The 14,028-nt window shown below is 70.4% G+C and carries 18 protein-coding genes; 1 reads left to right on the forward strand and 17 read right to left on the reverse strand.

All coding sequences use genetic code 11. The annotated features are described in order from the left end of the window. Positions 1-55 precede the first annotated feature (55 nt). From Manayef4_RS10350 to Manayef4_RS24920, 13 genes are all read right to left on the reverse strand, one after another. Positions 56-850, reverse strand: coding sequence for a hypothetical protein (locus tag Manayef4_RS10350; RefSeq protein ID WP_070131449.1), 795 nt, complete (start codon positions 848-850; stop codon positions 56-58). Between the two features lie 1,253 nt (positions 851-2,103). After that, positions 2,104-3,129: an ATP/GTP-binding protein gene (locus tag Manayef4_RS10355; protein ID WP_254665570.1), complete on the reverse strand. Its 1,026-nt coding sequence runs from the start codon at positions 3,127-3,129 to the stop codon at positions 2,104-2,106. Beyond that, a complete protein-coding gene (locus Manayef4_RS10360; RefSeq protein ID WP_070131479.1) occupies positions 3,123-3,728 on the reverse strand; it encodes a hypothetical protein in 606 nt (201 codons plus the stop codon). Before Manayef4_RS10360 ends, Manayef4_RS10355 begins: the two co-directional genes overlap by 7 nt. A gap of 402 nt (positions 3,729-4,130) precedes the next feature. Then, complete coding sequence (locus Manayef4_RS10365) at positions 4,131-5,048, reverse strand: hypothetical protein (protein ID WP_070131451.1); 918 nt, start codon at positions 5,046-5,048, stop codon at positions 4,131-4,133. Between the two features lie 387 nt (positions 5,049-5,435). Continuing rightward, positions 5,436-5,945 carry a hypothetical protein gene (locus tag Manayef4_RS10370; RefSeq protein ID WP_011436223.1) on the reverse strand — a complete coding sequence of 170 codons (510 nt, stop codon included), beginning with the start codon at positions 5,943-5,945 and terminating at the stop codon, positions 5,436-5,438. Between the two features lie 297 nt (positions 5,946-6,242). Beyond that, positions 6,243-7,274 carry a replication-relaxation family protein gene (locus Manayef4_RS10375; protein WP_070131452.1) on the reverse strand — a complete coding sequence of 344 codons (1,032 nt, stop codon included), beginning with the start codon at positions 7,272-7,274 and terminating at the stop codon, positions 6,243-6,245. A gap of 698 nt (positions 7,275-7,972) precedes the next feature. After that, positions 7,973-8,260, reverse strand: a complete 288-nt coding sequence (locus Manayef4_RS10380) for a hypothetical protein (RefSeq protein WP_011436225.1) — start codon at positions 8,258-8,260, stop codon at positions 7,973-7,975. Next, complete coding sequence (locus Manayef4_RS10385) at positions 8,253-8,531, reverse strand: hypothetical protein (RefSeq protein WP_011436226.1); 279 nt, start codon at positions 8,529-8,531, stop codon at positions 8,253-8,255. Before Manayef4_RS10385 ends, Manayef4_RS10380 begins: the two co-directional genes overlap by 8 nt. Next, entirely contained in the window at positions 8,528-9,487 is a 960-nt protein-coding gene (locus Manayef4_RS24900; protein ID WP_011436227.1) for an ROK family protein, read from the reverse strand. Before Manayef4_RS24900 ends, Manayef4_RS10385 begins: the two co-directional genes overlap by 4 nt. Beyond that, entirely contained in the window at positions 9,484-9,684 is a 201-nt protein-coding gene (locus tag Manayef4_RS24905; protein WP_023841614.1) for a hypothetical protein, read from the reverse strand. Before Manayef4_RS24905 ends, Manayef4_RS24900 begins: the two co-directional genes overlap by 4 nt. Further along, complete coding sequence (locus tag Manayef4_RS24910; protein WP_023841615.1) at positions 9,681-9,902, reverse strand: hypothetical protein; 222 nt, start codon at positions 9,900-9,902, stop codon at positions 9,681-9,683. The genes Manayef4_RS24905 and Manayef4_RS24910 overlap by 4 nt, the downstream gene beginning before the upstream one ends. Positions 9,903-9,969: 67 nt before the next feature. Continuing rightward, on the reverse strand, positions 9,970-10,146 hold the full coding sequence (locus Manayef4_RS24915) for a hypothetical protein (RefSeq protein ID WP_023841616.1): 177 nt from the start codon (positions 10,144-10,146) through the stop codon (positions 9,970-9,972). Continuing rightward, the gene (locus Manayef4_RS24920; RefSeq protein ID WP_011436229.1) at positions 10,143-10,976 is read right to left on the reverse strand and encodes a PHP domain-containing protein; all 834 of its coding nucleotides are present in this window, start codon (positions 10,974-10,976) and stop codon (positions 10,143-10,145) included. Before Manayef4_RS24920 ends, Manayef4_RS24915 begins: the two co-directional genes overlap by 4 nt. Before the next feature lie 59 nt (positions 10,977-11,035). Here Manayef4_RS24920 and Manayef4_RS24925 point away from each other — a divergent pair, with 59 nt between their 5' ends. Further along, positions 11,036-11,197, forward strand: coding sequence for a hypothetical protein (locus Manayef4_RS24925; protein WP_157493461.1), 162 nt, complete (start codon positions 11,036-11,038; stop codon positions 11,195-11,197). A 52-nt stretch (positions 11,198-11,249) separates the two neighbouring features. On the opposite strand, the gene Manayef4_RS10410 is transcribed toward Manayef4_RS24925, so the two are convergent. From Manayef4_RS10410 to Manayef4_RS10420, 4 genes are read right to left on the reverse strand one after another with little or no spacing between them, the layout of a single operon-like run. Continuing rightward, the gene (locus Manayef4_RS10410) at positions 11,250-11,942 is read right to left on the reverse strand and encodes a hypothetical protein (RefSeq protein WP_011436230.1); all 693 of its coding nucleotides are present in this window, start codon (positions 11,940-11,942) and stop codon (positions 11,250-11,252) included. Beyond that, on the reverse strand, positions 11,939-12,586 hold the full coding sequence (locus Manayef4_RS10415) for an SAM-dependent methyltransferase (protein ID WP_083282388.1): 648 nt from the start codon (positions 12,584-12,586) through the stop codon (positions 11,939-11,941). Before Manayef4_RS10415 ends, Manayef4_RS10410 begins: the two co-directional genes overlap by 4 nt. A 10-nt stretch (positions 12,587-12,596) precedes the next feature. Further along, a complete protein-coding gene (locus Manayef4_RS26630; protein ID WP_023841618.1) occupies positions 12,597-12,800 on the reverse strand; it encodes an SAM-dependent methyltransferase in 204 nt (67 codons plus the stop codon). Positions 12,801-12,854: 54 nt separating this feature from the next. After that, a complete protein-coding gene (locus Manayef4_RS10420) occupies positions 12,855-13,634 on the reverse strand; it encodes a ribulose-phosphate 3-epimerase (protein ID WP_083282389.1) in 780 nt (259 codons plus the stop codon). Positions 13,635-14,028 lie beyond the last annotated feature (394 nt).

Raw genomic sequence — 14,028 nt, forward strand, 5'->3', positions numbered from 1 at the left:
ACCGGACATGGGTGGAGCCTCCGAGCCGTGGGCTCGGAGGCTCCAGGTGGCGCGGTCAGTCGTCGTTGCTGATGCGCCGATGCCGGTCCTGATAGGTGAGAGCGTCTCGGATCGTGTCGCAGCGCGAGGTGAGTTCGCGTGCTTCCGCGAGTGCGGCATCCCGAACCTTGATCACAGCGCGGCGTGATCCGTACTTTCCGCCGTAGATCTGCTGGGCGACGATGGCGAACACGCCGGTACGTCCAAGATCTTCAGCGCGGCGAGCGACAGCCATGATCCTCCGCAGCGTCGGGAAGTCGCGYCCGTCTCCCCATGCCGCCGCGAACACGACATCGGAGACGCCAGCGAGGAACGTCACCGCCGCGAGGTGATGCGCCTGCGACTCGATCTCTCCCGCGCTGGTCTCGCGGCGTGGGGGACGGTAGCCGTTGCGCTGGGCGGCGGACTTGACCRCCCACGCACGGACGGTGCCACGGTCAACGATGAACATCTCCCCGTCCTGGGGCTGGTACTGCCAGCGGTCGGGCTCTCGGGTGGCGACATTGACGGACGCGACGACGCAGTCCCGGACGATCACACCGAGCCTACGCGCGTAGATCAGGACGGCGTCGTGGGCGACGTCGTCGGACACGTCGTCCGTGCCATAGGGGGCGTAGCCGTTGCGGCTGATGGTGGCGCTGCGGTCGGCCCGCTTGCGGGAGCGGGACGCGTCGAGCTTCCGGCAGTAGCGGCGGGCGTGACCGACGATGGCCTCCCAGTCGGCTTGGGTGACGCGCGCCATGTCCTCGCGGGTGGCGGCCTCACCGGGAACGGTCGACGGAATCTCACGGGAAAAGAAGACATGCGACATGGAAAGACTCCACAGAAGGGTGAATTGGCGTCGCGCGCCGGGCGCAACGCGCCGATAACTAATAATCCCCCACCGGTACCGAGAAATCAATATCCCCAGACCATCTTTTCTGGAATTTCCCAGGCATCGCGCGTCCATTTTTCGTCGACAAAGATGCACCCATCACGCCTGCGGGGAGGGCGAAATAAGAATCGGACGAATAGCAGAAGAGGGCGGAAGGCGTGAAATCGTAGAATGGAAGATGTATAGAAAAGCGGGAGGGATGGAGGGATTCCTTTGCGGGGAAGTCTTCTATTCGGGAGGGCGTGCCGGTAGTGCCCGGAATTCCAGTCGACCGCCGCCAGCGAACGGCCAGTCCCCACAGGGTCCATCGATTATTAACAAAGCTCCGAGGAGCTAAAGTCGGGCTGTGTTCTGGTACTGCCAGCAGGCCGCTGACCTGCACCAGCGTGCGAGTGGGGGGTAGCGGCTCAAGCAGGCGACCGGATTGGCTGACGGACGGGCCCACCGTCGGGGTGCTGGTMGGGCTGAAGGGGCCAGGTATAGATGAGCAGCGGCCACCGAAGATGCGGACCGCATGAGCAGCGGTGGTCAGGTCTACTTGAGTAGCGCGCTGACCAGGGCAAACGCCTCGCTGGCAGTTCGCTGGGCACTGCCGCAGCCGGCGATCCGCTGCTTAAGTATCCCGGCCGCGCACCTCGGAGCGCTGCTCAGATAGACGCGAACTCCCAGGTCCGGCTGCTCATTCTCAGYCGATCCCCACAACGGCTGCGGGGAAGGGCCAGATGGGCAGCGCGACGAAAGCGAGCACTGCGCAGGAGCGGCGGGGGCCGGGTCCACCTTGAGTAGCGCGCTGACCAGGTTGGATGTCTCGCTGGGCACGCGGGCCGGCGTTCCGGTACCTRCCCATGCTGGCAGTGTCCGCGGGAACGTCGCCTCGGTGGGCAGCAGGGCCCGGGGCGTTTACTTGCGAGCTGTCCCTATCACGGGATGCGGGAAAGATGAGCGGCGGCGACCGGGTAGGGGCGCTGCGCGGGCAGTGGAGTTCCTACCTTGAGTATGGCATCTGGCTGGTACGTGTCTCGCTGGCGRCTTGGGCTGCCGCTGCTGCGGGACCTGCTCACCGATTCCGATTTCACTCTCGGATATGCGATTTCGGATTTGTCGCATTGTTTGAGGGTCGGTTTCTTATTCTCGATGGGCTGCTGCCCACGCTACTCGCTGCCCCGATGGGCAGGGGTCGCGGTTGGTGGTCAGCCTCCGCCGGTGGTCAGTGCGGGCACGGAGATGACGCTGACCTGGGCGGTGGAGATGGTGGTGAGCCCGTTGAAGGTGCCGTTCTGGCCGCCGCCGGCCCAGGTGACGTTCCAGGTGACGGTGGCGGACACGGGGAAGACGCCGCCGGGTTCGTCTTCGGAGTCGGTGGTGTAGGTGTGGCCGCAGTCGGGGGAGGCGGCCGTCGGGTCGACGGTGGGCTGGTAGGGGGTGCCGGGGCCGGTGCAGCGCACGTCGGTGCCGTCGCCCATGGACCATACGACCTGCGCGGGGGTGGCGACCGCTTGCACCGAGACTCCGCCGGCGGCGGCGGTGGCGGAGACGGGTCGCCAGCTGGCGGGGTCGAGCCACATCCAGGTTGGTAGTCRCACGAGCTGCCGTCTGGTTGGGCTGAAGGCGATGGCGGGGCCTTGGAGGCGCAGTTGGTTGCGGGCCTGCTCGGCGAGGGTGGCCGGGTCGGGTGCGGTGGCTGTGGGGCCGGCCTGCCCGTCCGCGATCCATACCGGTGGCCGGTAGAGCGCGTCGTGCCATCCGTCGCCCTGGCACTGGTATACGTACCAGGCTCCGGGCTGCCCGTCTGCCGCGGTGGCGACGGGTTGCACCTGTGGCGCGCCGAGGCGGTCCAGGGCGGCGACGACGCGCGGTCGGCTGCCCTGTGGAGCTGGGCGGAAGGCTACCGGCCGGATCGGGTCGCCCTCGGGCTGGAAGTCGCTGCGCGTGTAGGCGCAGCCCGCGAGTTCCGAGGGGTCGAGTGAGAGGTCACCGGGCGGACGTGCGCTCTTCTCCCCGCCGCCGCGGCCGGTCGAGGTGCCGCCCGGCGGCCCGGGCCGGACGTCACGGCGGGGTGGTGTGGGCGCGGTGCCGTTCGTGCCGGCGCTTACCTCGCAGCCGGGGTGGGGGTTCTGCGCGCAGTCCGCGGTGGCGTAGCTGTCGGCGAAGGCGGGTGCTGTGGTCGCGAGGAAGCCCAGCAGGCAGGCGCCGATGAGGACGCTGCGGGTCAGCATGACCCGACCGGTTCGACCGCGTACCGGGTGACCTTCCATGATCCGTCCTGGTGCAGCCGAACCTCGGAGGTGACCGCCCGCCGGCCGCCGGGGTCGTCGGTGAACGACGGGCCGGCGGTGCGGTAGCGCAGCCAGTTCGCGCTGTCCGCGCAGTCGAACAGCATCACCGTCGTCGGTGCCTGGGTGGGGCTGACCGAGGTGACCTTCGGATGCAGTACCGGCGCGCCGCGCGACACCAGCCCGTTGTAGTGATCGGCGTACAGGCCCCCGGAGGCGACCTGCAACGCCGATCMGGAGGAGTAACGCGCGAGGTCCGCGGACCGCCAGTTCGAGGTGTGGCTGGCCTCGGCGATCGCGTGCCACAACCCGTCATACGCAGCGACCGCCCGCTGACCGGCGAGATCCGCCGGCGACGTCGGCGACGGCGACGCGGTCAGCCGCGAAGGAGCTGCCGGACCGGTCGAGGGCGCCACCGGTTCCGGCCCCGTGTCCTTACCCGAACTGCACGCCGCAACGGCCATCGTGACAGCCAGCAGCGCGCTGGCGGCCGTGTGACGGGCCAGATGGTGGCGACGGCCGGTCGCGGACGGAGAAGCCACAGCGTCCACCTCGCATCGACTGATGCCGGTCCGTCACCTCTACGCCGCGGACCGTCTCTTCTCCTAGCCTGCTCCGCCGGACTTCGAACCGTTCGTACCAACTTTTCAGTCAGTACGGCACGCCAGCATGATTTGACCCTTTCTAGCCAGCGAGCGACTGGTGCCCAGGGACCAGGAGGAGCCATCAGAACGGACCATTCACCGCTGGCAGCGGGAGAAAGGGGCCTCCAGGTCGCTGCCGTTGGCCGTGGTCGGCTCGGGCGTGACATCTGCGGTTGTCGGTGATCGGCGCCAGCTCCGTGTCCCATCCGCAGCTCGGTGGGGGCGTTTGCGGCCCGAAGCCGTGAGCGTGAGCGAGCGGCTGCGGCAGGGCGCGTCGGGGATGGCGAGCGCACGGAGGGGTCAGCGGTGGGCTCTGCGGCGGCGGGCTCGTCGACGTTCGGCAGCCTGGTGGCGTAGGTCGGTGAGGAGATGGGACACGGCCTCGTCGCGGGTTGGGTAGTGGCGTGCGGGAGGGAAGACCGAGGTGTGTCCTGGTGCCTGGGGAAGCCAGCCGCGCGGCCGGTTCCTGACCATGYCCGTATAGACGGGGCGCAGGGTGCCGCACAGCACGCCGTCGACCAGGACGCGGTAGCCGCTGCCGGTCCGTTCCAGGATGTACTCGCTGTCCTCAGTCAGTCCCGCCGCAGTGGCCAACGCCTGATCCATCTCCGACAACGGCGGCGTCGTCCGCGCACGCGGCGAACGCGCCGTACGAGGCCGGGCCGCGGCGGAAGGCGCGGCGGCCCTCTCCTGTGGGTCGGAGAACGGCGACGGGGGCGGCTCCTCCGAGATGACAACCATGGTTGTCGCCTGGTCCGAGACGATCTCCGGCGCGGCGGGTTCGGTCGGGGCTAGATCCAGTCTCTCCTCAGCGCCGCCGGAGTGCCGGGCTACCGCGCTCCCCTCCCGCCTCACCGCAGGCTCGACAACCCGAGTTGTCGAGTCGGAGGCCGTTGGCTTCGACACCTCAGGCGACGGGCGGCCAGCCGGGCTCCCCGTGCCCTCCAGCTCCTCCCCGACGACCCGCGGTGTCGCGGGCTGTCGGGCGTCCACGAGCCGGGGGAATCGCTTGCGGGCTCCTTGCCGTGTGATCCCGAGGGCGCGGCCGATATCGCCGTAGGACGCCCCCTCGGCCGCCGCCCGTGCCGCGAGCGTCCGGATCTCCGTCTCGATGGACCGCGCCCGTTCCCGGGCCTCGGCCAACGCGCCGAGCGCGGCCGTGCGCGCGTCATCGTCCACGCGACAACCGACGTTGTCGCGCCCGCCTTCGACAGTCATGGTTGTCGTCTCCTCCTGATCCCTGGTAGGGGATGACACGGGCCAGCGTGAGCAGCTGGCACAGCTGATCTTTTTCGGCCAGTGATCGCTGGCAGCCTGTGCCCGTGTCACAGCGCGGCAGGTCAGCCGTTGGTGGGCCAGGAAGGCTTGTCGTCCCCTGCCCTGCGCTCGCCCTGCGGCCCACGGTCGGTACGGCGTCCGGTTCGTCTCCGGCCCGGTCCCACGCGGTGTGGATCCGGTTTCGGCCCCTGGCCGGACCGAGTCCGGACCCGGACTTCACGGAAGCGGACAGCGGACTCTGGGCGATCCCGAGGCGAGTGCCTTCCTCCGCGGGCGACGCGGACCCCAAGCAGCGCGCCGCGGGACGTTCAGGCGACCGGTCAGCGATCACGTCGGCAGATGGGAGGCGAGGTCGGGGATGTTGGCGGTCAGAAGGCGGTGCAGCGCGGCGCCGGGGGTGCGCTGGAGCGAGTGGACGGGGCTGGTGAAGTACTCGGGGTCGTCGAAGACCGGTTCGCCGTTGGGTCGGCGGGTGAACGGGACGCGGCCGTAGTCGACGCCGTCGGTGTCGTCGCAGCTCATCCAGGTGATCGCCTCCTGCTCGTCGGCTTGGACGGGTGCGGTGTGCAGCGGCCGGGCCTGGATGATCTCGCCGTCGTCGTACCAGACCTGGGGAACGGCGAGGACCCACCGGTGGGTGGCGTTGCTCTGGGCCTGGGCCGCGGCGCGGATCTCGAAGGCGAGGGCGGTGGCCCAGCTGCAGAGGTAGTCGTAGTCGCTGACGATCAGGTTCCGTGTGCCGTGGAGTCCGAGGATCGCGGGCTGGTCGCCGGCGCGGACGGCGCGTTGCACGCGGGCGGTGATGTCCTCGATCAGGGTCCAGGTGTGGGTGTTCATGGGCTTTGTTGTCCTCTCCGGTGACGGTCGCGGCAGGGTCCGAGTCCGGTCCCTGCCTGCTATGCGGGTGCGGGCCGGTCCCGACCGTCCRCCTCGGCTGGACACGCCGCGCGCGCCGGCCGGTGGCGGTGCCGCCCCTTCACCTCTATGCGGGCCGTGCACGGCCCCGACCGTCCGGGCCGCGCCGAGAAGACGTGAGGTGAGGTGCCGCGGCCGATGGTGCCGGAAACAGCGACGGTCCCGCCGCATGCCGGGGGGTGGGCACGAGGGCGGGACCGTCGGCGAGCGTGGGGGCGGTCAGGCGGCGTTGTACTGCCCGTCCACACCGGTCGGGGGCATCGGCGGTGGCGGGCGCAGCCGCCCCTCGCGGGTCGGAGGGCTGGCGACGGCGTCCGTGCCGCTGGYGGCGAGACGGTTGGGCCAGAACTGGCCGAGGTGACGCAGGCTGAGGCGACCAGGCCCGGTCGGGCCCAGGGGAAGCCAGCGGGCGAGCGTGGGGTCGAGGTGGTCGTCGGTCGCGGTGAGGTCCGCGGCGGTGGTGGCCACGGGTACGAGGGCCGGCTGGCCGAGTCCACGGAGCGTGGGCGCCAGCGCTTTGCGGGCAGCGACCTCGCGGCGGGTGGTGGGAAACCAGAACAGCACCGGCGTGGTGATCCGGGTGGTGGTCGCGAGCTTGTGGTAGTCGAGGAGCTTCACGGCGAGGCGACGCGTCGCTTCGGTGCCCTGGTCGAGTTCGAGGAACCAGTCGAGCGTGACACCGCGCTCGGCCCAGCGGCCGTAGGCGTCGGGCCGCACGATGTCCCCGAACGCGAAGGCACAGCGCTCCTGCGACCACCAGGCGGTCAGCCGGGCGGCGCTGTCGGGCTGGCGGGCGTGGTGGACGAGGTGGGTGAACATCTCGTTGACCACGACACGGTGCGCGAGATGCAGGGAGTGGGCGATGCCCTTCGCCCGGTCATGCTGATAGCCGATCTTCTTCGGGTCCAGGTCGTCCTCGTGGGCCAGGACCGCCGCCCCGGCGACGTCGAGAATGTAGTGCATGGGCGCCAGGCCGCGGGACACCAGCGGTTGAAAGCGGTCGAGGACCCGCCACCGGTAGAGCCCCAGCAGGCGGATGTTCGCCGAGCGCTGCGACGTCCAGCCAAGCCGGGTGATCTGATGGGTGGTCAGTACCCGATGCTCCCCGACCATCCGGGCGAGCCACCGGTCCCGGGCAGTGAGATGGCGAACCAGCCAGAGCTGATGGTCGCCTCCGGTCACCGTGCGAGCGGAGGGCCGGGCGTAGGTACGGCGGCCGACATGACGCTGCTGCGGAGGATTCGTGATCATACGGTGGCGGCTCCCAACCCAGGACGGTGCAGGCGACGGCGACGAGAACGACGGCAGCCCGGAACCCGAGCAGCGGGACGGCGCGTGAGGCCGGAAGGCGCAGACAGTCGCGGCATTCCGTCGGACGCCCACCGCTGCGCACGCCCTCGAAGCAGCGCGGCAAGCATCGTGCCGTGCCGATGTCCGACGGGCACGCTCCGACGTCCATGGCAGCCCGGGACAGCACCGAGCGAACGCCGATGCTCAAACGGCCCCGCGCACCAGTTACATGACACGATCCACAAAAGCTAACCCGAATCGTCGCTTAATCCAACCGGCCACCCGTTACCCCGCCGCGCCCACCTCACCGCCTCCCAGAAAACCGTGTCCATAGCGCGAATCCGGGACCTGTCGGGTAGGGAGCGGATAGCCTCTGACCTGCGACATCACCCTTGATCGCCGACGTCACGCGGCTCTTCCTTTGGCGCACGGACGGGGGGTCCGGTGGGTAGGGGCAGCACGATCGCCACATGTCCGACAATCCAGAACGAAAGCCCCTCACTTGCTGTGACCCGAATCACGTCTCCGGTGGGGCTGGGTGTTCGACAACCGGGGCCGCCCGCTGTCGCGCCTCAGCGGAGTTCGAGGATGTGACGCACGTGGTGTTGCCGTGACGAGGTTGTCGGCCTGGAGGACGCGAGCTGCTTCGTCCGGCCCGCTCACGAACTTTGTTGGTGTGGCGAGGCGACCCTCGCGGCCCCCACAACGGAGTCGTACTCGGTCATGATCCGGCCGGTCGGAATACGGGTGGGGAAGCGCATCACCCGTCCACCCTCCCTCTCGATCACGTGACCCAGAGAGCCGACAAAGTCGTCGCCAAGATAGCCGGTCTCGTTGATGATCCATCCCTGGGGGAACTCGATGAGGCTCCAGGGCCGGATCGGATCGCTGCTCGGCCGTCCGAGGAACGCGACCGCGATCTCCCGGGCTCTTTCCGTGTCAATCATCGGCGTGCTCCGGGTATCCCCGGTCGACGACCGCGTCGTACTCGTGCAAGATCCGGCGGGGCGGCACGAACGAGGGGAAGCACATGACGCGGCCGGCGTTCTTCTCGATGACGTACCCCGCCGCGCCGACGTACTCCTCGGTGAGGTGCGCGGTCCTGTTGATCAGCCAGCCCTGGGGGAACTCCTGGAGACTCCAGGGCTGCTGCGGGTCCTCGGCGGGGCGGCCGAGCAGGGTGGCGGCGATCTCCTGTGCCCGCTGTTCGTCGATCACAGCTCACCCTCGGAGGCGAGGAGAGCCGCGCCGATCAGCGGCCCGTCCGGCCCGTAGGCGGCGGGGGTGAGAACGGCCCGGTCGGCCAGGCGGGGAACCGCCCGTTGGCGCAGCGCACGTTGGGCGGCGCCGAGGTAGCCGCTGTCGGGGCCGGCGGCGCTGAGGGCGGCCTGCGCGAGCCCCCCACCGATGGTGATCACGTCGGCGCCCAGAATGTTCAGGACGGTCGCGGCGGATACCCCCAGCCAGTAGCCGGCGGCCTCGAACGTGCGGCGGGCCGCCGGGTCGCCGTGTTGGGTCTTGTGGACGAGTTCGGCCACGGTCGGGACCCGTGTGCGCGGGGCTGGGGAGGTGCGCCGCGCCGCGGCGGGCTGTGACGGCTGGTAGCCGCGGCGCACGGCACGCGCGCCAGCGAGGGTTTCCACGCAGCCGGTGCGGGTGCAGGAGCAGCGCAGCGTGCTGACCGGGTCGACGAGAATGTGACCGAGACCGGCAGGGCCTGGCGGTGTGCCCTGCGCGAGCTGTCCGCCGATCGCGATGCCTCCACCGATCCCGGAGCCGAGCGCGAAGTGGACGTGGGTCCCGGTGCGCCCGCGCCGCCGGTATTCCGCCCAGGTCGCGGCGGCGCCGTCGTTGACGACATAGACCCGCCCTCGCAGGTCGGGGAAGAAGCCGGCGAGCAGGGTGGGCCAGTGGATGCGGGTGTAGCCCTGGATGGCCCCGGCGCGGATCACGGTGCCGTCGGCGTCGATCGCGCCGGCCGTCGCGATCGCGACCCGCTCGACCTCGACCGCGCCGGTCAGCGCCGCGAGGATGCGTTCCTGCACGGCGTGGAACGTCGGTGTCGGGGGGAGCCGCAGCACGGGAAGCGCGGTGACGATCTGGCAGGGCGGACCGGTATCGACGATCGCCTGTTTGATGGCCGACGCGCCGATGTCGAAAGCGTGGACTTTCATCGGTGCACCACCGTCCAGACACCCACCCCGATCATCCCTATGATCAGGGCGTTCCCCGTTCCCGCGATCAGGGCGGCGCGGACTTCGCGGTGGTGTCCCTGCCGCAGGGCCTGGCGGATCAGATCCGCGTACCACCCCAGGAGCAGGCTCATCGCCGCACTGACGGCGACGACGATTCCCACGCTGGTGAGCGTCATCCCGGTTCCTCCCCTCGTTCCCGCACCCGTCGTTCGCCGTCGGTGGTCGCGAGCGCCGCGCAGTACCTCTCGTAGAGAGGGCCGGCCCGCAGGCTGCGCCGCCAGAAGCCGGCCAGTACCTGCTGGTCGCGGTCGCAGTGCGCCGCCGCGAACGCCAGCGGCACGGCCCCGGCCAGGTCCGCGAGCCGCGCCCGCCCCTGTGTATCGATGTCTGCCATCCACGTGTCCCGCCCCTGGATGTGCGAGGCCGCTCCGCCCGCAGGGGCGACGGGCAGAGCGGCCGTCCTACCGGCACACGATCATGGACAGGAGGAAGGCGACGCCCAGGCCAACCGAGACGTAGACCAGCCCCCAGCCGGTCTGGCCGGCTTCGTCGACCGCTCTGCGTACGGCCGGGTCCATCTCCTCCCACCGTTCGCCGTCGTCCAGGTCGACGATCTGCCATCGCCGCCGGGCGTTCATCCGCGGATCGGCGGGGTGCCGGTGGCCGTGGCCATGAGCCGCCGGTAGACGGCGGGCGGTGTGGTCTCGGAGCCGAGGCGTCCTGGTGGTCTGTGGTAGCCGCTGCCACCGATCGGCAGCAGACGCAGCCCCCCGGCGACATCGAGCAGCCGGCGGCGGGTGTCTTCGTCATGCTCGGGGTGATCAACCTCGATGCCGGCCAGGCCGCGCGCCGCCAGATCCCTCAGAAGGTCCACGGGCAGCGACGCGCAGGGATAGGCGAGTGCGGCGACGCCTCCGGCGCCGCGGACCACGGTCAGCGCCGCTGTGATGTCCGGCTGCCGTGACGCGACGTGGAACGGGCCGCCGGCCCCGAGCCAGCCCCGTCCGAGCGCGGCGTCGAGGGTGGGCACGATGCCCGCGGCGACCAGGGCTGCCGCGATGTGCCTGCGGCCGACCGGTCCGCCCCGGGTCTGGGCGGCTACCTGCGGCCAGTCGATCGGGTAGCCCTCCATGTGCAGGAGGCGGACGGCGCGTCGTGCCCGCAGCTCGGCGCTGTCGCGGGCCCGGCCGAGCAGCTCGCTCACCGCCCGATCGTCGGGGTCGAACAGGTAGGAGAGCAGACGGACCGGCCTCGGCCGCCCACCGACGACCGCCTGGCAGGAGATCTCCACACCCGGCACCAGCGTCATCCTCGCCGGCAGCACCGCGGCCGCCGGATCGATCCCCGCCACCGTGTCCCGATCGGTGATCGCGAGAACCTTGACGCCGGCCACGACGGCCTGCGCGACCAGCTCGTGCGGCATCAGACTGCCACCGGACTCCGACGTGTACGCGTGAAGATCAATCATGGTGCCGTCCGGCCCTGGAAGTGGGGATGTCCACCCGTAGGCGAAGGAACGCCCCCCGCGTGGGCGCGCTCGCCCGCCTGCTCCCGGCTTCCGCGATCCATGGGCCGGTGCCGGGCCGGATCGGGGCCGGCAGGGACACCCCTACCGACCCCCTCCGGATCCTGCTCGCGGCGCGTACCGTGGCGGTCGCCAGCGCGGCACGCAGCTCGATCCGGCTGTAGGACGATCGCGCCGGTCCCAGCCGGTGGCCCCCGCGACGACGGTCGCCGCTGGTCATGCGGCCCGCTGGGCACGCAGAAACATGACCGGGGAATGCAGTCGTAGCGCACCATGGACGTCGACGGCCCGGTGGCAGGCCGCCGCGTACCGGCGTGCGACCCGCGCGTCGAGACCCACTCGCACCGCCGCCACCGGTGACGGGCCGACGGGTGTTGACGTGTACAGGTACTCCTCGACACCCTGGTGGTCCAGGTCGGCGGTCATCCGCAGCATGTTGACGTCGGCGGGGTGCAACCCGGGGCGGCCGGTGGACATCACCTCGATCAGCGGGTCCCACGGATGCGGCGCCTCGGCCACCGCTGCGCCGACAGCCCGGCCGATCCGCCGTGCGTCTTCGTCGGTGAGACCGGGCAGGTCGCTGGCGGGTTGACGCAGATGCGCCAGCGTCACGGTGAACACGACCTGCCCCGACCGGGTGAGAACCCGGCACGCCTCGTCGAGCAGCGAAGTCGGATCCGCCGGGGTGATGCCGTCGACGGCGACCATGTCCACCGCGCAGTCGGCGACGGGTAGCCCCGCCGCCAGGTCGGCCACGATCCGCCCGCCGCCGCTGTCCGCCTCGCCGATGGCGAGCGAGGGCACCAGGGCCACGACACGGGCGGCCTGACCCATCCCCGCGACGATGCCCGCGACCAGCGACAGACCACCGCCTGGCAGCAGCACCAGCACCCGAGGTGTGTGGATCATGGCTTGCGGGCAACCGCGCTGTAGATGCTCACCTGCGCGTCCGCCAGCTCCTCCACCGGCCCGCCCGGCCGCCACCGGTGCGCCACGACAAGGCCCGGGTTCACCAGGTCCAGCCCGTCGAAGAACCGTGCCACCTCCGCGCGGCTTCGCAGCTGCCCGGCGATGCCCTGCGACCGGTAGGAGTCGGCCGCCCGGGCCACCGCCGGGTCGAAGTCGCCGGTGGCGTGGCTGAGCATCAGGTAGCTGCCCGCCGGCAACGCGTCCATCAACCTGGCCACGATCGCGTACGGCTCCGCCACGTCGGGGARGAAGTGCAGGATTGYGATMAGGGACAGGGCCACCGGCCTGGTCAGGTCGAGCGTGTCCGCGAGCACCGGCGAGGAYAGGATCGACTCCGGGTCCGCGAGATCGGCCTCCACGTAGGCCGTGCGTCCCGCCGGCGTGCTGGTCAGCAGCGCCCGCGCATGGGTCAAAACCAGCGGGTCGTTGTCGACGTACACGATGCGCGCGTCCGGGGCGACGCCTTGGGCGACCTCGTGGGTGTTGTCGGTTGCCGGCAGCCCGGTGCCGATGTCGAGGAACTGCCGTATCCCGCAGTCGGCTGCCAGGAAGCGCACCGCGTTGCGCAGGAACGCCCGGTTCACGAGCACACCTTCATGGATCGGGCACTGTCCGGATCATGGCCTCGGCGACAGCCTGGTCCGCCGGGTAGTTGTTCTTGCCGCCGAGCCAGTAGTCGTAGATCCGGGCCAGGTGCGGCACCTCGGGCCGCAGACCCGTCGGCACCGCCGCCTCCGGAACCGCCGACTGGAAGTTCCAGCCAGCGACCGCGCTGTCCTGTTCCGCCACTGCTGTCATACCCCTTGTCGACTCAGCCGGGATTGGTGATCGTTTCGTTGTGGTCCAGACACGCTAGGGGAGCCTTCGCGTGAACCCCTGCCCGTCCCGAGGCGGCCTCGGCAAAGGGCGCCGTCCCGCCGGGCGTTGGCTACGAAGCCACTGGGCGGTGCCCGCGGGGTCGTCGCCGAGGACGGGCAGATCCGTGATCAGGCCGTCGACCCCGGCGACACTGAGCGGCCCCACGGTGCGCGCACCGACCCCTCCCTCGGCCAGGAGACGCACCGTGTGCTGGTGCCCGGTCGCCTCAACGAGTCTGCGAGCAGCGTGCAGGCGGCGCAGAGCGGCCAGGGTCAGCGCGGCGTCCCGCGCGCCGCCAGGTGTGCAGACGACCACGAGCACGTCGATCGCGCCGAGGTAGGGGCGGGCATCGACGACCCGGGTGTCCACCCCGAGTGCCAGGCCCGCTGCGTTGCCGTTGTCGCGAATGCGATGCAGGGCACGCGCGACGTCATCGATCTCGGCTGGCACCGTGATCAGATCGGCGCCCGCGGTCGTGACCGCGTCGATGAGCGCTATCGGCCGGCGCGCCAGCAGGTGGGCGTGGAACGGGACCGTCGTCCGAGGGCGCAGGGCCGCAAGCATCGCCGGGGAGAACATCAGGTCAGGCCCGAAGGACCCGTCAGCGATGTCGAAGTGGACCACGTCAGCGACGCCGCTGGTCCGATCGAGCTCCACCCCGAGCGCGGCCAGATCCGCCGACCACAGCGACACGTCAAGCAGAAGCCGACCATGGGGAAGTGCAGCCGRCCAACCGGTCGGCCGGCTCGCCGAGGGCGTCTGCTCCGTCGTCATCGGCTGCGCAACCTCTCGACCCCGGGGAATGTTCGAGATCATGGTTGCAGTCGTCGCGAGGCTGGTCATTCCCCCGCGCACGAAGAAACCATTCGCGCCATTGCACGCTGCTGACCAGCGATGATGGTTCACCGACAGGCGACTTCTTCCACCGCATGAATCCGGTTTTGGAGATCGCCAAGGACCGTATGCTGGGCGAATGGCCTTGAAAGCGCGTCTACGGGGCAGGGAGACCGACCTCGCCCTGCTCTCGCGGGTCCTGCCCACGGGTGACACTCAGGTCGTCCGCGACGCGGAGGACTACTACCTCACCTCGCCGGCGGTGGACTACCGGCCCGAGGGCACGGACTTCCACGAGGCAGCGGCTGAGGTGCTCGCCTGGGTCAACGGCATC

Source organism: Frankia sp. CgMI4 (genome assembly GCF_001756285.1).
GTDB lineage: Bacteria > Actinomycetota > Actinomycetes > Frankiales > Frankiaceae > Frankia > Frankia casuarinae.

What these genes read in the sequence shown, in the direction of transcription:
- Manayef4_RS10370 (WP_011436223.1), bottom strand. Translation starts at nt 5,945, where the DNA reads ATGAACACCCACACCTGGACCCTGATCGAGGACATCACCGCCCGCGTG.
- Manayef4_RS10380 (WP_011436225.1), bottom strand. Translation starts at nt 8,260, where the DNA reads ATGATTGACACGGAAAGAGCCCGGGAGATCGCGGTCGCGTTCCTCGGA.
- Manayef4_RS24900 (WP_011436227.1), bottom strand. Translation starts at nt 9,487, where the DNA reads ATGAAAGTCCACGCTTTCGACATCGGCGCGTCGGCCATCAAACAGGCG.
- Manayef4_RS24905 (WP_023841614.1), bottom strand. Translation starts at nt 9,684, where the DNA reads ATGACGCTCACCAGCGTGGGAATCGTCGTCGCCGTCAGTGCGGCGATG.
- Manayef4_RS24910 (WP_023841615.1), bottom strand. Translation starts at nt 9,902, where the DNA reads ATGGCAGACATCGATACACAGGGGCGGGCGCGGCTCGCGGACCTGGCC.
- Manayef4_RS24915 (WP_023841616.1), bottom strand. Translation starts at nt 10,146, where the DNA reads ATGAACGCCCGGCGGCGATGGCAGATCGTCGACCTGGACGACGGCGAA.
- Manayef4_RS24920 (WP_011436229.1), bottom strand. Translation starts at nt 10,976, where the DNA reads ATGATTGATCTTCACGCGTACACGTCGGAGTCCGGTGGCAGTCTGATG.
- Manayef4_RS10410 (WP_011436230.1), bottom strand. Translation starts at nt 11,942, where the DNA reads ATGATCCACACACCTCGGGTGCTGGTGCTGCTGCCAGGCGGTGGTCTG.
- Manayef4_RS26630 (WP_023841618.1), bottom strand. Translation starts at nt 12,800, where the DNA reads ATGACAGCAGTGGCGGAACAGGACAGCGCGGTCGCTGGCTGGAACTTC.